Here is a 22,767-nt window from a genome sequence, read left to right as displayed (position 1 = left end):
CTCTAGCCAGCGAGGCTCATCCGCGGGGGCTGTGGAAGACTGGGCGGGTGCGTGTCTACATCGGTGCCGACCATGCCGGCTATGAGCTCAAGAACCACCTCGTGTCCTGGCTGAAGGACCACGGTCACGAGGTCACCGACTGCGGTCCCTTCGTCTACGACGCCGAGGACGACTATCCCGCGTTCGTGCTGCGCGCCGCCGAGGGCGTCGCGGGCGACCCCGGCAGCCTGGGGGTGGTCATCGGAGGCTCGGGCAACGGCGAGCAGATCGCCGCCAACAAGGTGCGCGGCATCCGCGCCGCGCTGGCCTGGAGCGAGGAGACGGCCGGCCTCGCCCGCGAGCACAACAACGCCAACGTGGTCAGCGTCGGCGCGCGCATGCACTCCACCGAGGAGGCCACCCGGTTCGTGGAGGTCTTCCTGGGCACGGTGTTCTCCGGCAGCGAGCGCCACAGCAGGCGCATCGCGCAGCTGACCACGTACGAGACGATCGGCCAGCTGCCCTCGCTGCCCTGACCCTCAGCCCTTGCGCTTGGCGTCGCGCCTGGGCATCTCGTCGCGCAGGGGCCGCCGGTCGGCGGCCTCCTGCTGCTCCTTCGACGGTTTCGACACGTCGCGGGCGCGCATGGCGATGGTCGCGGTGATCTGCAGACTTTGCAATGCCATGCCCTCGACCTTACGACACGGTCGTCAGAAGACGAGGCCGCACCACGGTTTCGGGCCCCATGACATCGCGGTGGCCAGCGCGCGTACCGAGCCGCTCGAGTGCTCGCGCAGCACGCCCGCCTCCAGCGACTCCACGAGCAGGCCGTCGCCCAGGTACGCCGAGCCCAGCGCCGCCACCGGCAGCGTCACGTCCGGCTCGTCCTCGACCGGCTTGCACTCGGCGCCGGTCCGGTCGGCGGTCAGCCGCCAGCGCCCGGCGTTCCACGGGCACACGTCGTCCTCGACCTCGATCACCACGTCCACCGGCGCCGAGTAGGCGCGCGAGGTCAGCGCCTTGTCGACCTCGACCACGCGTACCCACAGGTCGTCCGCCCAGGTCGCGCGGAGCTGGCGCTGGTCGGCGATCAGCGCGATCAGCGGGTCGTCCACCGGCCTGGAGCCCGCCACGACCTTGGAGACGAGGTCGCGGTCCAGGAGGTTGCGCCAGAGGAGGGCGTAGGCCGCCGGGTCGGTCGCCTCCAGCTCTTGCAGCTTCAGCTCCCCGTCGGGGATGCTGTTGGCGTCCCAGGACCCCTTGATCCGGAACAGCGCGTAGCCGCGCACGCCGCCGTCGTCCTCGGCGAGCACCGAGCGCAGCGGCCCGTTGCCGCGCTGGTCGAACTCCTCGTCGGCCAGCACCGCGTCCCAGTTGTACGGCCGGCGGTCATAGCGACCCGGGCGCCGGGTCGCGACGGAGGCGAACACCCGCTCCAGGTCGGCGCGGACGTCGGCGGGCGTGGCCACCCTGATCCTGAGCGACGGGTCCACGGGGGCGTTCTTGACGAACGCCGAGCCGGCCTTGTTGATGCGGAACGACAGCTCGTGCGAGGCCCTGCCGTATCCGTACCGGCCGTAGATGGCGGCCTCGGAGGCATAGAGCGCGGCGACGCTCTCGCCGCGCTCGCGGATGTCGGCGAGCTGCCTGCGCATGAGCGCGGACAGGATGCCGCGGCGGCGGTGCGAGGGGAGGACGCTGACGCTCGTCACGCCCGCGACGGGGAGCCGGCCGCCGGGGACGGTCATGGTGAGGCTGAGGACGGCGGTGGTGCCCGCGATGACGTCGCCGTCAAAGGCCGCCAGCGTGCGATCGAACTCGGTCTCCGCCTTGAATCGTTCCCGTTGCTGGGGGTGCGGAGTCCAGCCGAACGCTTCTTCGATGACCGGGAAGTAGGCCGGCCACTCGGACTCGTCAATCGGACGGATCGGATACGTCATCTGTCCACGGTAGGAGCGGGCAAAGGGGGACGGCCACCCAATATACGTGCTTAATGATCAAGGCCTTGGTCAAGTGGGCTGCCCAAACACGGGTCAGACCGATACAGTCAGGCCCATCATGAGTACCCGTCCGGCGCCGCTGATCCCGCCACGGGTCCGCGCGGTCTTGGTGCGGGTGCCGTTTCTGGTGGCTGCCGTGCGGTTCTTCCGGCGTGGCCCGCTGGCCCGCGAACGCAACCTGCTCGTCGCGCTGACCACGCTCGCCCTCGTCATCGGGTTCCTGGCGGCGAAGGTGTCGACCGAATTCTTCTCGCCGTCGCTGCTCATCCTGGTCACCCTGATCGGCGGGCTCCAGCTCCGGCTGCGCAGCCTGGTCAAGCTGCTCGTGGGAGTCGGGGCCGCGCTCGGCTACATCGCGATCACGCTGGGCGTGGGCCGCGTCGGCCTGGGGCTCATGGTGACGATCGGGTTCACCACGGTGCTGGCCGTGCTCATGGCGCGCACCCGGGGCAAGCTGGGCGTCCAGGGGCTGCGCGGCGACGCGATGCTGCTGGAGCTGCGCGACCGGCTCAAGAGCCAGGGCGAGCTGCCCGCGCTGCCGAAAGACTGGGGCGGCAAGGTCGTGCTCAAGCAGGCGGGCGGGTCCTCGTTCGGCGGTGACTTCCTCGTCTCCATGCGCGACGGCAACTCCGTCGAGATCGCGCTGGTCGACGTGTCCGGCAAAGGGGTCGACGCGGGCACCAGGGCGCTGCTGCTGTCGGGCACGTTCGGCGGGCTGCTCGGCTCGGTCGAGGACTTCCTGCCCGCGTGCAACACCTACCTTCACCGGCAGCGGGGCGACGAGGGCTTCGTGACGGCGGTGCACGTACGCCTCGACCTCGACACCGGCGACTACACGATCACCTCGGCCGGTCATCCGCCGGTGGTGAAGTTCGACGCGGGCACCGGCAACTGGCAGGTGGCCTCGGCCAAGGGCGTGGTGCTCGGCGTCGTCCCCGACCTGCACTGCGAGCCCGACAGCGGCACCCTGCGCAAGGGCGACGCGCTGCTGCTCTACACCGACGGGCTGATCGAGCAGCCGGGCCGCGACATCGACGCCGGGCTCGACCGGCTGCTCGGGGAGGCGGAGCGGCTGCTGCCGTCCGGCTTCCGCGACGGCGCCAGGGCCCTGGTCAACGCCATGTCCTCGGGGCACAACGACGACTGCGCGCTGGTGCTGATCTGGCGGCCCTAGCCCGGTTGCACCCGGTGACGTTTCACACGGGGCGGTCGTGATCGTGGTCACTGGCAGCGTTCCCGCGGTGCTGAGATCCTCTAGGGGTTCGGGCCCGGGGGAGCGGCGCGGCTCCGCCGGACCCGTCTCAGATCCACCCGGAGTCGCTCGCGATGCGTACGGCGTCGAGACGGTTGCGGGCGCCCGTCTTGCACATGATCCGCGACAGATGGTTACGCACAGTGCCCACCGACAGGAAGAGCTGATCGGCGATCTCCGTGGACCGCGCGCCGCCCGCGGCGATCCGCAGCACGTCGAGCTCCCGCCGGGTCAGCGGGTTGGTCGCGCATTGGAACGCGGCCACGGCCAGCTCCGCCTCGATGGCCCGGCGGCCCTCCGCGACCTGGCGCACTCCTTCGGCGAGGCGCTCCGGCCGTACGCACAGGCTCATGAACCCCAGCGTGGGCCCGGCCAGCGCCTTGCGCACCTGCCCTGGGTTGGGGCGGGCCGACAGCATCAGCACCCCGCACCGCGGCGCCTGCTCGGCGAGTTGGACGGCCAGCGGCAGCCCCGGCAGGTCGAGGTCGACGACCGCCACGTCAGGCCCGCACATCAGCGCCGCCCGCACCGCCTCCTCGGGGCAGCCGACCTCGGCGACGACGCGCAGATCAGGCTCGGCCTCCAGGGTGGCAAGCAGTCCGCGGCGGACCAAGGGCAGGTGTTCGGCTATGAGTATCTGAATCAAGACGTCCCCCTCCGTCGTCACCCAGAGTGATTGTTTGATAGCGAACTGTCAATCCTCTCTAAAAGGCACGCAAGCCGTGGAGCGGGGGTTGTTCGACTACCCTGGGGCTGTCGGACGGTTCGTCCGCCCCTGTCGTCGGCTACGGAGCGCGCATAGATGAACTGGCTCTACATCGTGGGGATCATCCTCTTTCTCCTCGGGCTGATGTTCTCCATCGCGTTGCACGAGATCGGACATCTCGTGCCGGCCAAGATCTTCGGCGTCAAGGTGACCCAGTACATGGTGGGCTTCGGCTCGACGGCCTGGTCGCGGCGGAAGGGGGAGACCGAGTACGGCGTCAAGTGGATCCCGTTCGGCGGCTACATCCGCATGATCGGCATGCTGCCGCCGCGCCCGGGTGACGACCCGACTAAGCTCAGGAGCACCTCGACGGGGCCGTTCCAGGGTCTCATCGACTCCGCGCGCGACGCCGCGCAGGAGGAGGTGCGCCCCGGCGACGAGGGCCGGGTCTTCTACCGGAAGAAGTGGTGGCAGAAGGTCATCATCATGTCCGGCGGCCCGGCGATGAACTTCGTGCTCGCGTTCGTCTTCTTCAGCATCCTGCTGGTCGGCATCGGCCTGCCCACGTGGGCGCCGGTCGTGTCGCCCGAGACCGACACGTGCGTGATCCCGATCTCGGAGCACCGCACCACCTGCAAGCCCACCGACAAGCCCACCCCGGCCGCCCAGGCGGGCATGAAGGCCGGCGACCGCATGGTCTCCTTCGACGGCCAGAAGATCGGCTCCTGGGAGGACGCGACCCGCCTGATCCGCTCCCACGGCCCCGGCCCGGTCTCGCTCGGCATCGTCCGCGACGGCAAGCCCATGACCCTCAACGTCACGCTCATCGCCCAGGACCGGCCCAACCTGCAGGACCCGAAGAAGATCGACAAGAACGTCGGCTTCCTGGGCGTCCTGCCCACCGAGGTCATGCAGCAGCAGAGCGTCGGCCAGGTCCTCGGCTACATGGGCGAGCTGATGGGCCGGGTGGCGGGCTCGATCGTCAACCTGCCGCAGAAGATGGTCGGCGTCTGGCAGGCGGCCTTCTCGGGCGAGGCGCGCGATCCCGAGGGCCCGGTGGGCGTGGTCGGCGCGGGCCGCATGGGCGGCGAGATCCTCGCCTCCGACCTGTCCAACGAGAAGAAGATCGCCATCTTCGTCAACCTGCTGGCCGGATTCAACCTGGCGATCGGCATGTTCAACCTCATCCCGCTGCTGCCGCTCGACGGCGGCCACATCGCCGGCGGGCTGTGGGAGGGCATCAAGCGGGCGTACGCCAAGATCATGCGGCGGCCGGAGCCGGCCTACGTGGACATCGCCAAGGTGCTGCCGCTGACGTACGCGATCGCGCTCGTCATGATGATCATGGCCGGCCTTCTGGTCTACGCCGACCTCGTCAACCCGCTCACGCTGACGGGCTGACCCGTCGCCGTGGACATTGTGGACGCCGTGGAGCGGCTGCGCGCCCTGTGCCTCGCGCTGCCGGAGGTCACCGAACGGCTCAGCCACGGGGAGCCGACCTGGTTCGTCCGTGGGAAGAAGACGTTCGTGATGTTCGCCGACCACCATCACGACGACCGGCTCGCCTTCTGGTGCGCCGCGCCTTCCGGGGCGCAGGGGGAGTTGGTGGCCGAGGACCCGGAGCGCTTCTTCCGCCCGCCGTACGTGGGGCACAGGGGGTGGCTGGGGGTCTATCTGGACGTGGAGGTGGACTGGACGGAGGTCGCGGAGATCGTCGCCGACGCCTACCGCCAGATCGCCCCGAAGTCGCTGATCGCCCGCATGCCCTGACTTCGATCTGCTTCGCCGGCGACCTGCTCGTCGCCGAGGTCCAGGCCGTCGAGATCACCACTGGACGCGTCCGGTGGAGGAGCGCCGTGCAGAGCAATCCGAGCGGCCGCTTCGTGGCCCTCTTGAAGCCGGCTTCTCCGGAACGAGCGGTGCTCACCGCTGGAGCCGTCCTTCTCGCGAGTGAGGACGGGGTGTGCACCTTCGACCTGAAGAACGGCCGTCTCCTCTCGGGCGCCTTCCTCCAGACGAAAAGGCCCTCTCCTGGATGGAGAGGGCCTTTGACCTGGTCGGGGCGACAGGATTTGAACCTGCGACTTCTTGCTCCCAAAGCAAGCGCGCTGCCAAGCTGCGCCACGCCCCGCCTCGCCGAGTGCGCATGCGCTCCGGGACTCCGGTACGCTTACGCCCTGACGACCGGATGAAGTCTAGACCAGAGTTCGACCGGTTCGCGCGGACGTAGCTCAATGGTAGAGCCCTAGTCTTCCAAACTAGCTACGCGGGTTCGATTCCCGTCGTCCGCTCCAGACGGCGAAAGGCCAGGTCAGCCCCATGGGGTGGCCTGGCCTTCGTGATCTCCACTACTTCTTCTTGATCTTTAGTGATCAGCGCCGCTCGCGTGGAGGGAACGCCCCTACGGGTCATCAGCGCGCGGAGGCTCGCGCCTGCGGACGCGGAGAGAAGGCCCGGGGCCGGTGAAGACGTGACCGTTCTTCCCTGTCTGCTTCCGATACCTCGACCGCCCTCGGACACATTTGCGCGGCTCAAGCGTTCAACGGTCCGGCCGGTGGCGCGGCAGCTCAGGCGAGTATGGGTCGAGTTCTTTCGCGGAGTTGTGTCCGACAGGGCAAAGTCGGCATGTGGGCGTTCTTTATGACTACTACCGGGCCGCGGACCGCGAGGCGGCGACGGTGCGGCCGGACCTCGGGCGCACGGAGGCCCCGGTTCTGCCGGGCCAGCCGGTCTTCGACGGGGTGCGAGGAGTGGGAGGCGCTGCCGCCGGACTCGCCGTACCTGGACGGTCCGGGGATCTTCGAACTGTCGGCGTCCGTGCGCGACACCCTGGCCGACGTGGACGACGAGCGTCTGCCCGAGCTGGCGAGACAGTGGGCGGGGGCCGCAGAGGCCGGGAACCTGCTGTCCCTCGTCGAGGCGTTCGTCGGGCTGGCGCGCCGGGCCAGGGAAGCGGATGAGCTGCTCTACTGCTGGATGTGCATGTGAAGACCTGAAGACGACCGGCCTTCGCGGCTGTGCCTATCCTTGGGGGATGGTGCCTGGAAGGATCTTCGGAGCCGCGACGCGGCACGACGGCGATCCTGATCGGGTGGCCGCCCGTCCCCTTCTCCACTTCGCCGGTGCGGTCCTCAGGCGGTACGGCTGGTCCGTGCGGGAGGTCTGGTGGCAGTCGCCGGCCACCCGGGACGCGGGGGAGCCGGCCGGCTGGGTCATGGAGCGGGCTCGGCGGGCCCTCGACCCTGAGCGGGCCGGGCGCCTGCTCCTGGTCGGCGAGTCGCGCGGCGAGTCGCTCGGCATGCGCGCCGCGCCGCCGGCCGCAGAGCGGGGGTTGCCCGCGATCTGGCTCACCCCGCTGCCCAGGCAGAAGGCCGTCGGCGGGGCGCTGCGCCACGCTGCCGCGGAGAGGGACCGGTTCGGGGCGGGGCTGCGATCGTAGGCATGCGCGCACGAGCGATCTCCCGTGACGGCCTCGTCGAGGAGCTGGCCGAACTGGCCGCCGGGCGGCCGGGGTGGGTGCGGATGGCCGTGGACGGGGCTCCGGCGGCGCGTCCGGGGACGCTGGCGGACGAGCTCGTCGCCCCGCTCCGGCTGCGCGGGCGGCCCGTGCTGCGCGTGTCGGCGGACGACTTCCTGCGGCCCGCGTCGCTGCGGCTGGAGCACGGCAGGACCGATCCGGACGCCTTCTACGAGGACCGGCTCGACGTCAAGGCGCTGCGCAGGGAAGTGCTGGAGCCCCTGGACGAGGGCGGCTCCGGGCGGGTGCTGCCGCGGCTCTGGGACAGCCGCGTCGACCGGGCGTACCGGGCGTCGTACGAGGAGCTGGCCCCGGGCGGCGTGCTGATCGTGGACGGGACGCTGCTCCTGGGACGGGGGCTGGCGTTCGAGGTGAGCGTGCACGTGTGGCTGTCGGCGGGGGCGCTGGAGCGCGGGACCCCCGAGGACGAGCGGTGGCGGCTGCCCGCGTACGAGCGGTACGAGCGGGAGGCACGCCCCCAGCAGACGGCCGACGTCGTGGTCAGGGCCGATCATCCCCGCAGACTCGCCGTCGTGACCCGCGACGCTTGATGCTGGAACGCGGAGCGTGAGCGGCGCAGACTGGGGCGATGATCCCCAGCCACTGGTACAACATCGTTCCCGACCTGCCCGCCCCGCCACCGCCGCCGCTGCACCCGGCGACGCGCGAGCCCGTGGGGCCCGACGACCTGGCTCCGCTCTTCCCGATGGAGCTGATCGGCCAGGAGGTGAGCGGTGAGCGGTTCGTCCCGATCCCGCAAGAGGTGCTCGACGTCTACCGGCTCTGGCGGCCGACGCCGCTGATCCGGGCGCGCCGGCTCGAGAAGGCCCTCGGCACGCCGGCCAGGATCTACTACAAGTACGAGGGGGTCTCGCCCGCCGGGTCGCACAAGGCGAACACGGCCGTGCCCCAGGCGTACTACAACGCCCGCGAAGGGGTGCGCCTGCTCACCACCGAGACCGGCGCCGGGCAGTGGGGGTCGGCCCTGGCGTTCGCCTGCTCCCAGTTCGACATCGAGTGCCGGATCTGGATGGTGCGCGCCTCGTACGACCAGAAGCCGTACCGCCGCTCTCTCATGCAGGTGTACGGCGCCACCGTCCACGCCAGCCCGTCACCCATCACCGGCTCGGGCAGCAAGGTGCTGGCGGACGACCCGGACTCGCCCGGCAGCCTGGGCATCGCGATCAGCGAGGCCGTCGAGGTGGCCGCCGCCACGCCCGACGCCCGGTACGCGCTCGGCTCGGTCCTCAACCACGTGCTCCTGCACCAGACCGTGATCGGCGAGGAGGCGCTGGAACAGCTGCCCGAGATGCCGGACCTGGTCATCGGCTGCACCGGCGGCGGCTCGAACTTCGCCGGCCTCACCTTCCCGTTCCTGCGCGAGAAGCTGGCCGGGCGCATCCAGACGGTGTTCAGGGCGGTCGAGCCGGCCGCCTGCCCGTCGTTCACGCGCGGTGTGTACGCCTACGACTTCGGCGACACCGCGGGCCTCACGCCGCTGCTCAAGATGCACACGCTGGGCCACGCGTTCGTCCCCGACCCGATCCACGCGGGCGGCCTGCGCTACCACGGCATGTCGCCGCTGCTGTCGCACATGTACGAGCTGGGCCTGTTCGAGGCGGTCACCCGTGCCCAGAGCGAGTGTTTCGAGGCCGGTGTCCGCTTCGCCAGGACCGAGGGCATCGTGCCCGCGCCCGAGCCCACGCACGCGCTCGCCGAGACGATCGCCGAGGCCCTGCGGTGCAAGGAGAGCGGCGAGGAGAAGGTGATCCTGACCGCGCTCTGCGGCCACGGCCACTTCGACCTGGGCGCGTACGACCGCTACCTGGCCGGGCACCTGGAGGACTACACGCTGCCGCAGGACCGCATCGAGCGGGCCCTGACCGAGCTGCCGGGATGAAAGCGGGGTGGCCGCCGCGAGAGGCGGCCACCCGGTCAACGCGCCGTGGGGCGCTTGCCGTGGTTCGCCTTCTTCTTCTTGCGTGCCTTGCCCTTGCGTGCGCGCCTGGCCATAAGCTCGCCTCCGGTGATCGGGTAATGCCACGAGCCTCGCCGCCCGTGCTGACCAGCGCAAGCGCAGCACGCGAACTAACATTCCCCAACAATTCCGTGTCATAATTTGGTGGAATCTGTTGGAAGGAGCGGGCGTGCTCGCACAGCAGCGGCAGCAGACGATCCTCGAACGCGTGCGCAGCAACGGCGGAGTCCGGGTCGCGGACCTCGTCCGCGAGCTCGGCGTGTCCGACATGACCATCCGCCGGGACCTCGAGGTGCTGGCCGAGCGCGGCCTGCTGGAGAAGGTGCACGGCGGCGCCACCGCCCTGGGCCCCGGCTCCACCGAGGAGCCCGGCTTCACCGCCAAGTCGGCCCGCCAGCAGCAGGAGAAGGAGGCCATCGCGCGCCGCGCGGCCGGCCTCGTCCGGCCCGGCACGGCCGTGGCGCTCTCGGCGGGCACGACCACGTGGACGCTGGCCCGCCACCTGATCGCCGTCCCCGAGCTGACGGTGATCACCAATTCGATCCCCGTCGCCGAGGTCTTCCACCGCAACCCGCGTCCCGACCGCACGGTCGTGCTGACCGGCGGCGTGCGCACGCCGTCCGACGCGCTGGTGGGCCCGGTGGCCGTGGCCGCGATCCGCCGCCTGCACGTGGACACGCTGTTCCTCGGCGTGCACGGGATGAGCGTGCGGGCCGGGTTCACCACCCCCAACCTGCTGGAGTCGGAGACCGACAGGGAGCTGGTGACGGCCGCCGGCAGGCTGGTCATCCCCGCCGACCACACGAAGTGGAACACGGTCGGCATCAGCACCATCGCCGAGCTGACCGAGGCCGACGTGGTCATCAGCGACGCGGGGCTGCCTGAGGACGCACGCATGGAGCTGGCCGAACGGGCCGGAGAACTGATCATCGCGGAGGGCTCGTGAAGCGCACCATCACCCACCTGGCCGACGGCCGTGAGCTGATCTACTTCGATCGGCGGGACGACGCCGACCGGAGCGCGATCGACCGGCGGGTGCTCGACCCCCGGCCGGTGGCCTCCGAGTTGCGCTACGACCCGCTGACCGAGGAGTGGATCGCGGTGGCGGGGCATCGGCAGACGCGCACGTTCCAGCCGACCGGCTCGGCGAACGAGTGCCCGCTGTGCCCGTCGTCGGACACGCGGTCGACGGAGGTGCCGTCGTACGACTACGACGTGGTGGTGTTCGAGAACCGATTCCCCTCCTTCTCCGGCAATTTCGGGACTTACGCGGATGCGGGGGGCTTGAGTGAGGTCCGGCCGGGGGTGGGGCGGTGCGAGGTGGTCTGCTTCACCTCTGAGCATTCGTCGTCCTTCTCCAGGCTCTCCGACGGCCAGGTGGAGCTGGTCATGGAGGCGTGGGCCGACCGGACGGCCGAGCTGTCCGGGATCGAGGGCGTGGAGCAGGTGTTCTGCTTCGAGAACCGGGGTGAGGAGATCGGCATCACGCTGGCCCACCCGCACGGCCAGATCTACGCCTACCCGTACGTCACGCCCAGGACCAAGCTCCAGCTCGCCGCCGCCAGGCGCTACTCGAAGGGCAACCTGTTCGCCGACGTGCTGGCCGCCGAGCGGGCCGCGGGAACGCGCGTGGTGGCCGCCAACGAGCTGTGGACGGCGTTCGTGCCCGCCGCCGCGCGGTGGCCGTACGAGGTGCACATCTACCCGCACCGGCAGGTGCCCGATCTGGCCGCGCTGACGGATGAGGAGCGGTCGGCGTTCGCGCCCCTCTACACCTCGGTGCTGCGGGCCTTCGACGACCTGTTCGGCGTGGTGATGCCGTACATCTCGGCCTGGCACCAGGCACCCGTGCGGCAGGACCGCGAGCTCGGCTACCTGCACCTGGAGCTGTTCAGCATCAGACGGGCGCCGGGCAAGCTCAAATACCTGGCCGGGTCGGAGTCCGCGATGGGGGCCTTCGTGAACGACGTGCTGCCGGAGGAGGCCGCTCGGATGCTTCGATCACAAGTAGATCACTATTAGATTTCTAATGGGGGTCGCGTTACTCGTGATCTACCACTAACATCCCTTTTGTGCCGGCCGTAACATCCGGCACACGCCTAATCCCGGGCGAGTCGCCCGGGAGCCGGGGACCCATCCGCACCTGGGGTGAATCCACTTCGGTGGTAGGGCACGCAGCTCCCAGCCCGAACCCGTCAGCTAACCCGGCCGGCAGAGGGAGAGGAACATCCACGTGGCGGCTGTGTCCCCCGCGACTTTCGCCATCGGCCTCGTCACGGCCGCCGCCGTCGCACTCCTGCCGGCGACCGCGGCCTCGGCGGCGCCCAAGCCGTCGGAGGCCGAGCTCCGCGCCCAGCTCAAGCAGCTCAACGGCAAGATCGACAAGCTGATCGAGAAGTACAACCTCAAGCGCGTCGAGCTGGCCAAGGCGCAGGCGGCCGCCAAGGCGGCCAAGGAGCGGCTGACGGCCGCGGAGAAGACGCTGGCCGCCGCCGAGCAGCGGGTCGGCGAGCTCGCCAGGATGCGCTACCAGAGCCACGACCCGTCGCTGCCCTCCGTCCTGATGGTGCAGAACGGCGGCGGCGCCGCCCTGCTGGAGCAGCTGACGGCCGAGCGGCAGGCCCTGGTCCAGGGGGTGGCCAAGGCCCGTGACGACAAGAAGAAGGCCTCCGACGAGGCCGCCGCGCTGGCCACCCGGATCGGCGTGGACGCCAAAGAGGTCTCCGAACAGCGCGCCGAGGCCGAGGACGTCATCGACGACATCAAGAAGAAGCTCCAGGACCTCGTGCCGTTCGGCCCCGGCCGCAAGTCCGACGGCAGCTGGGCGCCCGAGCTGCCCACCGGCTCGGACAACATCACGGCCCGTACGCGGCTGATGAAGGCGGAGCTGGAGAAGAACTTCAAGCTGCCGTACACGGTGGGCTGCTTCCGCTCCGGCTCCAGCGGCGAGCACCCGCTGGGGCGGGCCTGCGACTTCATGATGAGCACCGGCGGCACGATGCCCGCGGCCATCAACAACGCCCTGGGCGACCGCATCGCGGACTGGGCGCTCAAGAACAAGGCCAAGCTCGGCGTCAAGTACGTGATCTGGAAGCAGCGCATCAACATGGGCTCGGGCTGGCGGGCCATGTCGGACCGCGGCAGCATCACCGAGAACCACTACGACCACGTCCACATCTCGATGTACTGAAGCTGGATAAGGTCGGACATCATGACTGACACCCGGATTCCGCCGGCTCTCACCGGCGATGAGCGGACCACGCTGAACAACTGGCTCGAATGGCACCGCGGCACCCTCGCAGTCAAGTGCGAGGGCCTGTCGGACGATCAGCTGCGCCTGCGCTCCGCCTCACCCTCGGCTCTGTCCCTGCTCGGTCTGGTCCGGCACATGGCCCACGTCGAACGCTCCTGGTTCCGCCGCGTGCTGAACGGCGAGGACCTCCCCAAGCTGTGGGACAAGGACCGCGACAACGACGCCGACTTCAAGGAGGTGGACAGCGCCTCCGTCAAGGAGGCCTTCACCACGTGGGAGGAGGAGATCGAGCGCGCCCGCGCCATCTCGGCCGCCAAGCCGCTGGACGCCGTCGGCGACCGCAACGGGCGGGAGTGCACCCACCGCTGGATCCTCATCCACATGATCGAGGAGTACGCCCGTCACAACGGGCACGCGGACCTGCTGCGCGAGCGCATCGACGGGGTGACCGGAGACTAGCGGGAGCGATCAGGGCTCGGTGCGGAACAACGCCCACACGGCCTTGCCGCCGCGCGCCAGCGGGTCCCAGCCCCAGCACTGGCTGTAGGTCTCGACGATGTAGAGGCCGCGCCCGTTCTCGGAGATGAAGTCCGGCTCCTTGGGGCGCGGCACCTCGTCGCTGGGGTCGGCCACCGCCAGCAGCACGTGCGGCTGTACGCGCATCAGCAAGAGCTCGATCTCCCGCCGCCCCGCCGCGTACATCGCGTACCGCACCGCGTTCGTCACCAGCTCCGACACCACCAGCGCGGCGTCGTCGCTGAGTTCGTGCAGGCCCCAGCCCTTCAGGGTCGAGCGGGTCACGTCCCTGGCCGTCTTCACGGAGTCGGCCTGAAAGGGCAACGGGCACGAGGTCGTGTACGGCTTGCCACCCATCAGCAGGTGGTCGAAGCCCACTTCGCGGGTGATTTGCAACGCATCGGCAGTGGCCAGAGGATCCTCCACCATGCTGCCGATACCTCCCCGTTCAGCCCGAGTTAGTGCATGTTTGGCCCAATATGCACTAAGCCATCATGGGTCACGATCGCTGCACCTGCAAGACCCAAATGCACGTGCACTTGCATTGTGCAGTAGCAAGCGGCGTTTTGGGGCATAACTCTGCTAATCGGACACGAGGTTGAGACCTTGTCATACCCGGCAATGTGGTGTCACTGTGTGTGCGGACCTTGATAGGAGGCAAAGTGACGCAGAACCAGCCGGGTTCCGGACCGACGGCGCTGCGCATCCTCCTGGGCTCCCAGCTGCGCAAGCTCAGGGAAGCGAAGAACGTCACTCGTGAGGAGGCGGGCCACCTCATCCGTGGCTCCGAATCCAAGATCAGCCGCATGGAGCTGGGCCGGGTGGGGTTCAAAGAACGGGACGTGGCGGACCTGCTGACCCTCTACGGGGTCGTGGACAAGCAGGCCCGCTCCGCCGTACTCGACCTGGTCGCCACCGCCAACGAGCCTGGTTGGTGGCACCGGTTCAACGATGTCCTGCCCACGTGGTTCCAGGCGTACGTCGGCCTTGAAGAGGCCGCCGCCAGGATCAGGACCTACGAAGTCCAGTTCGTGCCAGGACTGCTGCAGACCAAGGAGTACGCAAGGGCCGTCGTGACCGCCGGATCGGCGGGAATCGGGGCCGAGGAGATCTCCAGAAGAGTGGATCTCCGGCTGGAGCGCCAGCGGATGTTCGACAGGCCGGACGGGCCAGTGTTCTGGGCCGTGATCGACGAGGCCGCCCTACGACGACCCATAGGCGGCGTCGAGGTGATGCGGGCCCAGATCGAGCACCTCATCGACCTGATGCGCCAGCCCAAGATCACGATTCAGATCATGCCGTTCAGCTTCGGCGGGCACAGCGCGGAAGGCGGGGCGTTCAGCGTCCTGCGCTTCCCCGACACCGACCTGCCCGACGTCGTGTACGTCGAGCAGTTGGCCAGCGCGCTCTACCTCGACAAGCGTGAGGACGTGGACCGATACACCGAGGTGATGGAGCGGCTCTGTGCCGTGAGCACCACTCCGGACGAGACGGTCGAGCTGCTGCGGACGATCGCGGACGAGTTCTGACGGACGGTTACGGATGATCGCGGGCGACTTGTGACGGCGCGGACGTCGTTGTTGGGTACGCATCTGCCCTAGACTGGCCATCGGCGTTGGATCCCGCCGTAGCGGAGCATGCCCAACACCGCTCATGTGGGCGCGGCGCGTGTGCCGTAACCGATGGACGCGCCCGCGATCACTCGTAGCTTGATCAAGGAGACCATTCCGTGAAGACCGCTGTCGAGGAGCTCAGCCCGACCCGGGTCAAGCTCACTGTCGAGGTGCCGTTCGACGAGCTGCGCCCGAGCATGGATGCGGCGTACAAGAAGGTCGCGCAGCAGGTGCGCGTCCCCGGGTTCCGGCCTGGCAAGGTTCCGGCCCGCATCATCGAGCAGCGCTTCGGCCGGGCGGTAGTGCTGGAGGAGACCCTCAACGACGCGGTGCCCAAGCTGTACGGCAAGGCCGTCGACGAGGTCGACGTGTTCCCGGTCGCCCAGCCCGACATCGAGGTCACGAAGATCGACGACGGTGAGCAGATCGAGTTCACCGCCGAGGTCGACATCCGGCCCAACTTCGAGGTTCCCGACTACCAGGGCCTCGAGATCACGGTCGACTCCGCCGAGGTCTCCGACGAGGACGTCGACGCCCAGCTCAACGCCCTGCGCCAGCGTTTCGCGACGCTGACCGGCGTCGAGCGCGCGGCCGCCGCCGGCGACTTCGTCGTGATGGACCTGCGCGCCGAGATCGACGGCAACAACATCGAGGAGCAGCAGGCCAGCGAGGTCTCCTACGAGGTCGGCGCCGGCTCCGTGCTCCAGGGCCTCGACGCCGCGCTCGAGGGCATGTCCGCGGGCGAGGAGAAGAGCTTCAAGACCGAGCTGGTCGGCGGCGAGAACGCCGGCGAGGAAGCCGACGTGATCATCAACGTCAAGTCGGTCAAGGAGAAGGTCCTGCCCGAGCTCGACGACGAGTTCGCCCAGCTCGCCAGCGAGTTCGACACGCTCGACGAGCTCAAGGCCAGCATCCGCGAGCAGGCCCGCCGCAACAAGCTGATCGACCAGGTCGTGCAGGCCCGCGAGAAGGCCCTCGACACGCTCCTGGAGCAGATCGACATCCCGCTGCCGGACAGCGCGCTCAAGGCCGAGATCGACGCCCGCAAGCACAACCTCGACCACCAGGTGTCCGAGAGCGGCCTGAGCCGCGACGCCTTCTTCCGCCTCTACCAGACGACGGAAGAGGAGCGTTTCGCCGAGTTCGAGACCAACTCCGCCCGCGCGATCAAGGTCGGCTTCGTGCTCGACAAGATCGTCAAGGCCGAGGAGCTGGGCGTCTCCGAGCAGGAGCTGACCAACTTCGTCGTGCGCCGCGCCATGGAGATGGGCGTGCAGCCCAACGAGCTGGCCAAGCACCTCGCCGACAACGACCAGCTCACGCTGGCCATGGTCGAGATCGTGCGCGACAAGGCCAAGTCGGTGCTCGGCGACGCCGCCAAGGTCGTCGACAGCGACGGCAACGAGGTGGACCTCAAGGCGATCTACGCCGAGATCAACGGCCAGGAGGTCGTGGAGGAAGAGGACGCCGCCAGGGACGAGCCCGCCGAGGAGAAGTCCGAGGCCTGATCGCCCTCTCGCTCTTTTCCGAAGCCCCCGAACCGTCCGGTTCGGGGGCTTCGGCCTTCCCGGGCGCTCCTGAGGAGGGCGTGCGGCCGTGTGAGGCCCTGAGAGGGCTCGTGGGCACCCGAAGGGCTTCGACGGGCTCAGGGTGCCGGACCTGCGTTCAGCACGCCCTGCGCGGCGCCTCAGGGAACCAGTGCGCAGGAGGGCACGATGAACCTGCGCCGTCAGCGAACAGTACGGGGGACCGGGCATGAGCTGTGCGCGGCGCGCGTTAAGGTCACAAGCAAAGCCAATCGATTACGACGCATCGGAAGGTGACGCTGTGACCAGCCCGCCGACCTTCTATCAGCCTGAGTCGCGAGGCCGTGAGAACGGCTCGTCCTTCCGGCTTGAGGACCAGCTTTACCAGCGCCTGCTCCGGGAGCGCATCATCGTGCTCGGGCAGGAAGTCAACGACGAGATCGCCAACCGCATCTGCGCCGAACTCCTGCTGCTCGCGGCCGACGACCCCGACCGTGACATCACCCTCTACATCAACTCGCCGGGTGGCTCGGTGAGCGCTGGCATGGCCATCTACGACATGATGGAATACGTACCGAACGACGTTTCCACGGTTGTGATGGGCATGGCCGCCTCGATGGGGCAGTTCTTGCTCACCGCGGGCACCAAGGGCAAGCGATATGGCCTGCCTCACGCCCGGGTCATGATGCATCAGCCGTCCGGAGGCATCGGCGGCACCGCGGCCGACATCGCCATCCAGGCCGAGCAGATGCTCTATGTGAAGAAGACACTGGCCGAGCGGATCGCCCACCACACGGGCCAGCCGCTGGAGCAGATCGAGGCCGATTCCGACCGCGACCGCTGGTTCACGGCCGAGGAAGCCAAGGACTACGGCTTCATCGACCACGTGGTCCGCAGCGCGCGGCAGGTGCCCTCGCAGGGCCCGGTCTCCTAAGGGGGAGTAGAGAAGTGAACATTCAGAGCCGCTACGTTCTCCCCTCCTTCGTCGAGCGCACGTCATATGGCGTGAAGGAGATGAACCCGTACAACAAGCTCTTCGAGGACCGCATCATCTTCCTCGGAGTGCAGATCGACGACGCGTCGGCCAACGACGTGATGGCCCAGCTGCTGACGCTGGAATCGCTCGACCCCGACCGTGACATCAGCATCTACATCAACTCGCCGGGTGGCTCCTTCACCGCCATGACGGCGATCTACGACACGATGCAGTTCGTCCGGCCGGAGATCCAGACCGTCTGCCTGGGCCAGGCAGCCTCGGCCGCGGCCGTGCTGCTGGCCGGCGGCACCCCGGGCAAGCGCTTCGCGCTGCCCAATGCCCGGGTGCTGATCCACCAGCCGTCCACCGAGGGTGGCGGCCAGGGCAGCGACATCGAGATCCAGGCCCGCGAGATCCTTCGCATGCGAAACCTCCTCGAGGACATCGTGGCAAGGCACTCCGGGAAGACCGCCGCCCAAGTCCGCAAGGACATCGAACGCGACAAAATTCTCAACGCGGACGAGGCAAAGGCGTATGGTCTGATCGATGACATCATCCCGTCCAGGAAGAAGCGCGCTCAGGCCGTGGCTTCCTAGACGGGACGTGACGCACCGGAGCGCTGCCCAATAGGGCACGTTCCGGTGCGACTCGCCGCTAGGGGGCTCACTGAGGGCCCAGAAGACGGTAACGTCGAAACCTGAGCGGTTCGGCCTAGTCCGGAGGATGTCCGGAGACACTGCTCTCGCAGGAGCAGGGCGGTCCCACGCAAAGGAGTATCTGGGGTGGCACGCATCGGCGACGGGGGAGACCTGCTGAAGTGCTCTTTCTGTGGAAAGAGCCAGAAGCAAGTCAAGAAGCTCATTGCCGGTCCAGGCGTCTACATCTGCGATGAGTGCATCGATCTCTGCAACGAGATCATCGAGGAGGAGCTCTCGGAGTCCTCCGAGCTCAAGTGGGACAACCTGCCCAAGCCGAGGGAGATCTACGAGTTCCTCGACGCCTACGTCATCGGTCAGGACAAGGCGAAGAAGGCCCTCTCGGTGGCGGTCTACAACCACTACAAGCGGGTGCAGTCCGGTGACCGGGGCAGAGACGACGGCCTCGAGCTGGCCAAGAGCAACATCCTGCTGCTCGGCCCGACCGGTTCGGGCAAGACGCTGCTGGCGCAGACCCTGGCGAAGATGCTCAACGTGCCGTTCGCCATCGCCGACGCCACCGCGCTGACCGAGGCGGGATACGTGGGCGAGGATGTGGAGAACATCCTCCTCAAGCTCATCCAGGCGGCCGACTACGACGTCAAGAAGGCCGAGACCGGCATCATCTACATCGACGAGGTCGACAAGATCGCTCGTAAGAGCGAAAACCCGTCGATCACGCGCGACGTCTCCGGTGAGGGCGTGCAGCAGGCACTGCTGAAGATCCTGGAGGGCACCACGGCGAGCGTGCCCCCGCAGGGCGGCCGCAAGCACCCGCACCAGGAGTTCATCCAGATCGACACCACCAACGTGCTGTTCATCTGTGGCGGCGCGTTCGCCGGTCTGGAAAAGATCATCGAGTCGCGCATCGGCAAGAAGGGCATCGGCTTCAACGCCATCATCCGGTCGAAGGAAGAGGTCGACACGGCCGACATCTTCGGCGACGTGATGCCCGAGGACCTGCTGAAGTTCGGCATGATCCCCGAGTTCGTCGGGCGTCTGCCCGTCATCACCTCGGTGCACAACCTCGACCGCGAGGCGCTCATCCAGATCCTCACCGAGCCGCGCAACGCGCTGGTCAAGCAGTACCGCAAGCTGCTCGAGCTCGACGGGGTGGAGCTGGAGTTCACCGACGGCGCCCTCGAGGCCATCGCCGACCAGGCCATCCTGCGCGGCACCGGCGCGCGCGGGCTGCGCGCGATCCTGGAGGAAGTGCTCCAGTCGGTGATGTACGAAGTGCCGTCGCGCCAAGACGTGGCCCGCGTCGTCATCACGCGCGAGTCCGTGCTCGAACACGCCATCCCGACGCTCGTACCCCGCGACCAGCTTGCCGCCAAGCAGCAGCGCACGCCGCGGGAAAAGTCGGCCTGATCCCATAAACCACGGCAAGCGCCCCGGCGGAGTCGATCCCTGGGGCGTTTTGCTTTCCCACCTCCCTAGAATTGGTCACCGTGAGAACGCCAGAGCTGCCCACCCAGTACACCCCGGCCGACGTCGAGACCCGGAGCTATGAGCGCTGGGTATCCCAGGGGTACTTCACCGCCGACCCGGGCAGCTCGCGCGTCCCGTACAGCATCGTCCTGCCCCCGCCCAACGTGACAGGCGTCCTGCACATCGGCCACGCGCTCGACCACTCCATCCAGGACGCGCTGACGCGGCGCGCCCGCATGCAGGGGCGCGAGACCCTCTGGCTGCCGGGCATGGACCACGCCGGCATCGCCACCCAGAACGTCGTCGAGCGAGAGCTGGCCAAGCAGGGCAAGTCGCGCCACGACCTCGGGCGCGAGGCGTTCGTCGAGCGGGTCTGGGAGTGGAAGGAGGAGTCCGGCGGCCGGATCCTCGGCCAGATGCGCAAGCTCGGCGACGGCGTCGACTGGACGCGCGAGCGGTTCACGATGGACACCGGGCTCTCCCGGGCCGTGCAGACGATCTTCAAGAAGCTGTTCGACGACGGGCTGATCTACCGCGCCGAGCGGATCATCAACTGGTGCCCGCGCTGCCTGACCGCGCTGTCCGACATCGAGGTGGAGCACAGCGAGGACGAGGGCGAGCTGGTCTCGATCCGCTACTCCGACGAGATCGTGGTGGCCACCACGCGCGCCGAGACGATGCTCGGCGACACGGCCGTGGCCGTCCACCCCTCTGACGAGCGCTACGCGCACCTGGTCGGCACGATGGTGGAGCTGCCGCTCACCGGGCGCATGATCCCCGTGGTCGCCGACGAGCACGTCGATCCGGCGTTCGGCACCGGCGCGGTCAAGGTGACTCCCGCCCACGACCCCAACGACTTCGAGATCGGACGGCGTCATTCCCTGCCGTCGATCACCGTCATGGACGAGCGCGGCGTCATCACCGCGCACGGTCCCTTCCAGGGGCTCGACCGCTTCGAGGCCAGACCCGCCGTGGTCGCCGCGCTGCGCGCCGAGGGCCTTATCGTGGCCGAGAAGCGCCCGTACCTCCACTCGGTCGGCCACTGCTCGCGCTGCAAGACCGTGGTCGAGCCCAGGCTGTCGCTGCAGTGGTTCGTCAACGTGGGGCCGCTGGCCAAGGAGGCGGGCGATGCCGTCCGCGACGGCCGCACCCGCATCCACCCGCCGGAGCTGGCCAAGCGCTACTTCGACTGGGTCGACGACATGCACGACTGGTGCATCTCCCGGCAGCTCTGGTGGGGGCACCGCATTCCGGTCTGGTACGGCCCGGCCGGCGAGGTCGTGTGCGTGGGCCCCGACGAGGACCCGCCCGCCGGCTACACGCAGGACTCCGACGTCCTCGACACGTGGTTCTCCTCGGCGCTGTGGCCGTTCTCGACGCTCGGCTGGCCGGACTCGACGCCCGAGCTGCAGCGCTTCTACCCGACCTCCGTGCTGGTCACCGGATACGACATCCTGTTCTTCTGGGTGGCCAGGATGATGATGTTCGGGCTCTACGCCATGGACGGCGAGCCGCCGTTCCGCGTGGTCGCGCTGCACGGCATGGTCCGCGACCAGTACGGCAAGAAGATGTCCAAGTCGTTCGGCAACGTGGTCGATCCGCTCGACTGGATCGAACGCTTCGGCGCCGACGCCACCCGCTTCACCCTGCTGCGCGGCGCCAACCCCGGCGCCGACGTCGCGGTGAGCGAGGAGTGGGCGGCCGGATCCCGTAACTTCTGCAACAAGATCTGGAACGCCACCAGGTTCGCCCTGATGAACGGCGCGGCCGTGGGATCGCTGGAAGGGGCCGAGCTGACGGCGGCCGACCGGTGGATCCTGTCACGCCTGCAGTCCGTGGTGTCGGCCGCCGACGCGGCCTTCGACGAATACGAGTTCGCCAAGGCGTCCGACCTGCTCTACCACTTCGCGTGGGACGAGGTCTGCGACTGGTACCTGGAGCTGGCCAAGATCCAGCTCGGTGAGGGGCTCGAACACACTCGGCTGGTGCTCGGCCATGTGCTCGACGCGCTGCTGCGGCTGATGCATCCGCTCGTGCCGTTCGTGACCGAGGAGCTCTGGCGGGCCGTCACGGGCGGCGAGTCGATCGTGACGGCCCCGTGGCCGGAGGTCGACGCCCGCTACACCGACGCCGCGGCCGAGGCGGAGATCGGGGCGCTGCAGGAGCTGGTGACGGAGGTCCGCAGGTTCCGCTCGGACCAGGGGCTCAAGCCGGGCCAGAAGGTCGCCGCCCGGCTCGGGCTGGCGGGCACCGCGCTGGCCGGCCAGGAGAGCGCGATCCGATCGCTGCTGCGGCTCACGGAGCCGGCGGAGTCGTTCAGCGCAACGGCGAGCTTCACGGTGGGCGGGGTGACCGTGGAGATCGACACCGCGGGCGCCATCGACGTCGTGGCCGAGCGCAAGCGCCTGGAGAAGGACCTGGCGGTCGCCCGCAAGGAGGCCGCACAGGTGGCCGCCAAGCTGGGCAACGAACAGTTCATGGCCAAGGCGCCAGAAGACGTGGTCGCCAAGGTCAGGAGCCGTGCCGAGCAGGCCGCCGCGGACATCGCGCGCCTTGAGGCACAGCTCGCCGGGCTCGGGGTTTGAACCATACGAACGCGGGGAAGGTCCATTCGTTACCTAAGATGGACCTTCGACGCCGTCAGGGCTGCTACAGTTTTCAACGTAGGGCGGTTGCCCTGACACCCCTCCTGATCGACTCCCGGCTTTCGGGTGGTTCCAGCCGCTCGGTTGGACAAGCGCCGAAAGTTGGAGTAAGTTAGCAGGGTTGCCTCGAAGAGAGGCGAGTCCGGAAGCTACCGGATCGGGCGGTTTGACAAGGATCGTCCGGATCTGGTAACATAAAGGAAATGAAATGTGCGCCTCCGCGCTAGGATCTGAAGCAAGATCTTGGCGAGGATGTACGCGTCCGTTTCTTGAGAACTCAACAGTGTGTTAAAAGCCAGTGCATGAGATACACATGCATATCCCCGTCATTATTGACGGAAATTGCTTGGATTCACAATCCAGACGAAAGACATTGTTTGGAGAGTTTGATCCTGGCTCAGGACGAACGCTGGCGGCGTGCTTAACACATGCAAGTCGAGCGGAAAGGCCCTTCGGGGTACTCGAGCGGCGAACGGGTGAGTAACACGTGAGCAACCTGCCCCTGACTCTGGGATAAGCCCGGGAAACTGGGTCTAATACCGGATACGACCGCCCCTGGCATCGGGTGGTGGTGGAAAGTTTTTTCGGTTGGGGATGGGCTCGCGGCCTATCAGCTTGTTGGTGGGGTAGTGGCCTACCAAGGCGACGACGGGTAGCCGGCCTGAGAGGGCGACCGGCCA

The 22,767-nt window shown here is 68.4% G+C and carries 23 protein-coding genes, 2 tRNA genes, 1 rRNA gene and 1 riboswitch; of the genes, 20 read left to right on the top strand and 6 right to left on the bottom strand.

Features of this window, described 5'->3' with window-relative positions; all coding sequences use genetic code 11:
* The first annotated feature begins 47 nt into the window (after positions 1-47).
* A complete protein-coding gene (locus tag ACFKCF_RS27795) occupies positions 48-515 on the top strand; it encodes a ribose-5-phosphate isomerase (RefSeq protein ID WP_394498027.1) in 468 nt (155 codons plus the stop codon).
* A gap of 3 nt (positions 516-518) precedes the next feature.
* Here ACFKCF_RS27795 and ACFKCF_RS27790 read toward each other — a convergent pair whose 3' ends face one another.
* Both ACFKCF_RS27790 and ACFKCF_RS27785 read right to left on the bottom strand, forming a co-directional pair.
* On the bottom strand, positions 519-665 hold the full coding sequence (locus tag ACFKCF_RS27790) for a hypothetical protein (protein WP_394498025.1): 147 nt from the start codon (positions 663-665) through the stop codon (positions 519-521).
* A gap of 24 nt (positions 666-689) precedes the next feature.
* The gene (locus tag ACFKCF_RS27785; protein ID WP_394498023.1) at positions 690-1,919 is read right to left on the bottom strand and encodes a GNAT family N-acetyltransferase; all 1,230 of its coding nucleotides are present in this window, start codon (positions 1,917-1,919) and stop codon (positions 690-692) included.
* A 118-nt stretch (positions 1,920-2,037) separates the two neighbouring features.
* On the opposite strand from ACFKCF_RS27785, the gene ACFKCF_RS27780 reads away from it, so the two are divergent.
* Complete coding sequence (locus tag ACFKCF_RS27780) at positions 2,038-3,153, top strand: PP2C family protein-serine/threonine phosphatase (protein WP_394498021.1); 1,116 nt, start codon at positions 2,038-2,040, stop codon at positions 3,151-3,153.
* A gap of 127 nt (positions 3,154-3,280) precedes the next feature.
* On the opposite strand, the gene ACFKCF_RS27775 is transcribed toward ACFKCF_RS27780, so the two are convergent.
* Positions 3,281-3,877, bottom strand: a complete 597-nt coding sequence (locus ACFKCF_RS27775; RefSeq protein ID WP_394498019.1) for a response regulator transcription factor — start codon at positions 3,875-3,877, stop codon at positions 3,281-3,283.
* 156 nt (positions 3,878-4,033) lie between these two features.
* On the opposite strand from ACFKCF_RS27775, the gene ACFKCF_RS27770 reads away from it, so the two are divergent.
* A complete protein-coding gene (locus ACFKCF_RS27770; RefSeq protein ID WP_394498018.1) occupies positions 4,034-5,338 on the top strand; it encodes a M50 family metallopeptidase in 1,305 nt (434 codons plus the stop codon).
* Positions 5,339-5,347: 9 nt separating this feature from the next.
* On the top strand, positions 5,348-5,707 hold the full coding sequence (locus ACFKCF_RS27765) for an MmcQ/YjbR family DNA-binding protein (protein WP_394498016.1): 360 nt from the start codon (positions 5,348-5,350) through the stop codon (positions 5,705-5,707).
* A gap of 284 nt (positions 5,708-5,991) precedes the next feature.
* Here ACFKCF_RS27765 and ACFKCF_RS27760 read toward each other — a convergent pair.
* Positions 5,992-6,068, bottom strand: a tRNA-Pro gene (locus tag ACFKCF_RS27760).
* A gap of 89 nt (positions 6,069-6,157) precedes the next feature.
* Here ACFKCF_RS27760 and ACFKCF_RS27755 point away from each other — a divergent pair.
* The 5 genes from ACFKCF_RS27755 to ACFKCF_RS27735 all read left to right on the top strand — a co-directional run bounded on the left by ACFKCF_RS27755 (position 6,158) and on the right by ACFKCF_RS27735 (position 9,354).
* A tRNA-Gly gene (locus ACFKCF_RS27755) sits at positions 6,158-6,231 on the top strand.
* Between the two features lie 523 nt (positions 6,232-6,754).
* Positions 6,755-6,925, top strand: coding sequence for a hypothetical protein (locus ACFKCF_RS27750; RefSeq protein WP_394498014.1), 171 nt, complete (start codon positions 6,755-6,757; stop codon positions 6,923-6,925).
* 46 nt (positions 6,926-6,971) lie between these two features.
* Positions 6,972-7,376, top strand: coding sequence for a hypothetical protein (locus ACFKCF_RS27745; RefSeq protein ID WP_394498012.1), 405 nt, complete (start codon positions 6,972-6,974; stop codon positions 7,374-7,376).
* Positions 7,377-7,378: 2 nt separating this feature from the next.
* Positions 7,379-8,005, top strand: a complete 627-nt coding sequence (locus tag ACFKCF_RS27740) for a uridine kinase (RefSeq protein ID WP_394498010.1) — start codon at positions 7,379-7,381, stop codon at positions 8,003-8,005.
* A 38-nt stretch (positions 8,006-8,043) separates the two neighbouring features.
* Positions 8,044-9,354, top strand: coding sequence for a TrpB-like pyridoxal phosphate-dependent enzyme (locus ACFKCF_RS27735; protein ID WP_394498008.1), 1,311 nt, complete (start codon positions 8,044-8,046; stop codon positions 9,352-9,354).
* Positions 9,355-9,389: 35 nt separating this feature from the next.
* On the opposite strand, the gene ACFKCF_RS27730 is transcribed toward ACFKCF_RS27735, so the two are convergent.
* Positions 9,390-9,467, bottom strand: coding sequence for a 50S ribosomal protein bL37 (locus ACFKCF_RS27730; protein ID WP_371252575.1), 78 nt, complete (start codon positions 9,465-9,467; stop codon positions 9,390-9,392).
* A 134-nt stretch (positions 9,468-9,601) separates the two neighbouring features.
* On the opposite strand from ACFKCF_RS27730, the gene ACFKCF_RS27725 reads away from it, so the two are divergent.
* From ACFKCF_RS27725 to ACFKCF_RS27710, 4 genes are all read left to right on the top strand, one after another.
* A complete protein-coding gene (locus tag ACFKCF_RS27725) occupies positions 9,602-10,378 on the top strand; it encodes a DeoR/GlpR family DNA-binding transcription regulator (protein WP_394498006.1) in 777 nt (258 codons plus the stop codon).
* A complete protein-coding gene (gene galT, locus ACFKCF_RS27720) occupies positions 10,375-11,454 on the top strand; it encodes a galactose-1-phosphate uridylyltransferase (protein WP_394498004.1) in 1,080 nt (359 codons plus the stop codon). The genes ACFKCF_RS27725 and galT overlap by 4 nt, the downstream gene beginning before the upstream one ends.
* A 64-nt stretch (positions 11,455-11,518) precedes the next feature.
* Positions 11,519-11,660: riboswitch (cyclic di-AMP (ydaO/yuaA leader) on the top strand.
* A gap of 5 nt (positions 11,661-11,665) precedes the next feature.
* Positions 11,666-12,622 (top strand): coiled-coil domain-containing protein, encoded by a 957-nt coding sequence (locus ACFKCF_RS27715; protein ID WP_394498003.1) that lies wholly within the window; start codon positions 11,666-11,668, stop codon positions 12,620-12,622.
* 21 nt (positions 12,623-12,643) lie between these two features.
* Entirely contained in the window at positions 12,644-13,144 is a 501-nt protein-coding gene (locus ACFKCF_RS27710; RefSeq protein WP_394498001.1) for a DinB family protein, read from the top strand.
* Positions 13,145-13,153: 9 nt separating this feature from the next.
* On the opposite strand, the gene ACFKCF_RS27705 is transcribed toward ACFKCF_RS27710, so the two are convergent.
* Positions 13,154-13,630 (bottom strand): ATP-binding protein, encoded by a 477-nt coding sequence (locus ACFKCF_RS27705; protein ID WP_192786906.1) that lies wholly within the window; start codon positions 13,628-13,630, stop codon positions 13,154-13,156.
* A gap of 233 nt (positions 13,631-13,863) precedes the next feature.
* Here ACFKCF_RS27705 and ACFKCF_RS27700 point away from each other — a divergent pair, with 233 nt between their 5' ends.
* The 7 genes from ACFKCF_RS27700 to ACFKCF_RS27670 all read left to right on the top strand — a co-directional run.
* On the top strand, positions 13,864-14,730 hold the full coding sequence (locus ACFKCF_RS27700) for a helix-turn-helix transcriptional regulator (RefSeq protein ID WP_185067264.1): 867 nt from the start codon (positions 13,864-13,866) through the stop codon (positions 14,728-14,730).
* Between the two features lie 200 nt (positions 14,731-14,930).
* Entirely contained in the window at positions 14,931-16,322 is a 1,392-nt protein-coding gene (gene tig, locus ACFKCF_RS27695) for a trigger factor (protein ID WP_394497999.1), read from the top strand.
* A 319-nt stretch (positions 16,323-16,641) separates the two neighbouring features.
* Entirely contained in the window at positions 16,642-17,274 is a 633-nt protein-coding gene (locus tag ACFKCF_RS27690) for a ClpP family protease (protein WP_185078200.1), read from the top strand.
* Positions 17,275-17,288: 14 nt separating this feature from the next.
* Entirely contained in the window at positions 17,289-17,912 is a 624-nt protein-coding gene (locus tag ACFKCF_RS27685; protein WP_192786903.1) for an ATP-dependent Clp protease proteolytic subunit, read from the top strand.
* 186 nt (positions 17,913-18,098) lie between these two features.
* Positions 18,099-19,382 carry an ATP-dependent Clp protease ATP-binding subunit ClpX gene (clpX, locus tag ACFKCF_RS27680; RefSeq protein WP_185067261.1) on the top strand — a complete coding sequence of 428 codons (1,284 nt, stop codon included), beginning with the start codon at positions 18,099-18,101 and terminating at the stop codon, positions 19,380-19,382.
* Between the two features lie 71 nt (positions 19,383-19,453).
* Positions 19,454-22,027, top strand: a complete 2,574-nt coding sequence (locus ACFKCF_RS27675) for a valine--tRNA ligase (RefSeq protein ID WP_394497997.1) — start codon at positions 19,454-19,456, stop codon at positions 22,025-22,027.
* A gap of 434 nt (positions 22,028-22,461) precedes the next feature.
* Positions 22,462-22,767, top strand: a 16S ribosomal RNA gene (locus tag ACFKCF_RS27670); the annotation flags it as partial.

The sequence above is a fragment of the Nonomuraea sp. JJY05 genome, assembly GCF_043496855.1.
Classification (GTDB): Bacteria; Actinomycetota; Actinomycetes; order Streptosporangiales; family Streptosporangiaceae; genus Nonomuraea.
The sequence above is the reverse complement of the archived record's forward strand: the minus strand, read 5'-3'. Positions and strand labels throughout refer to the sequence as shown.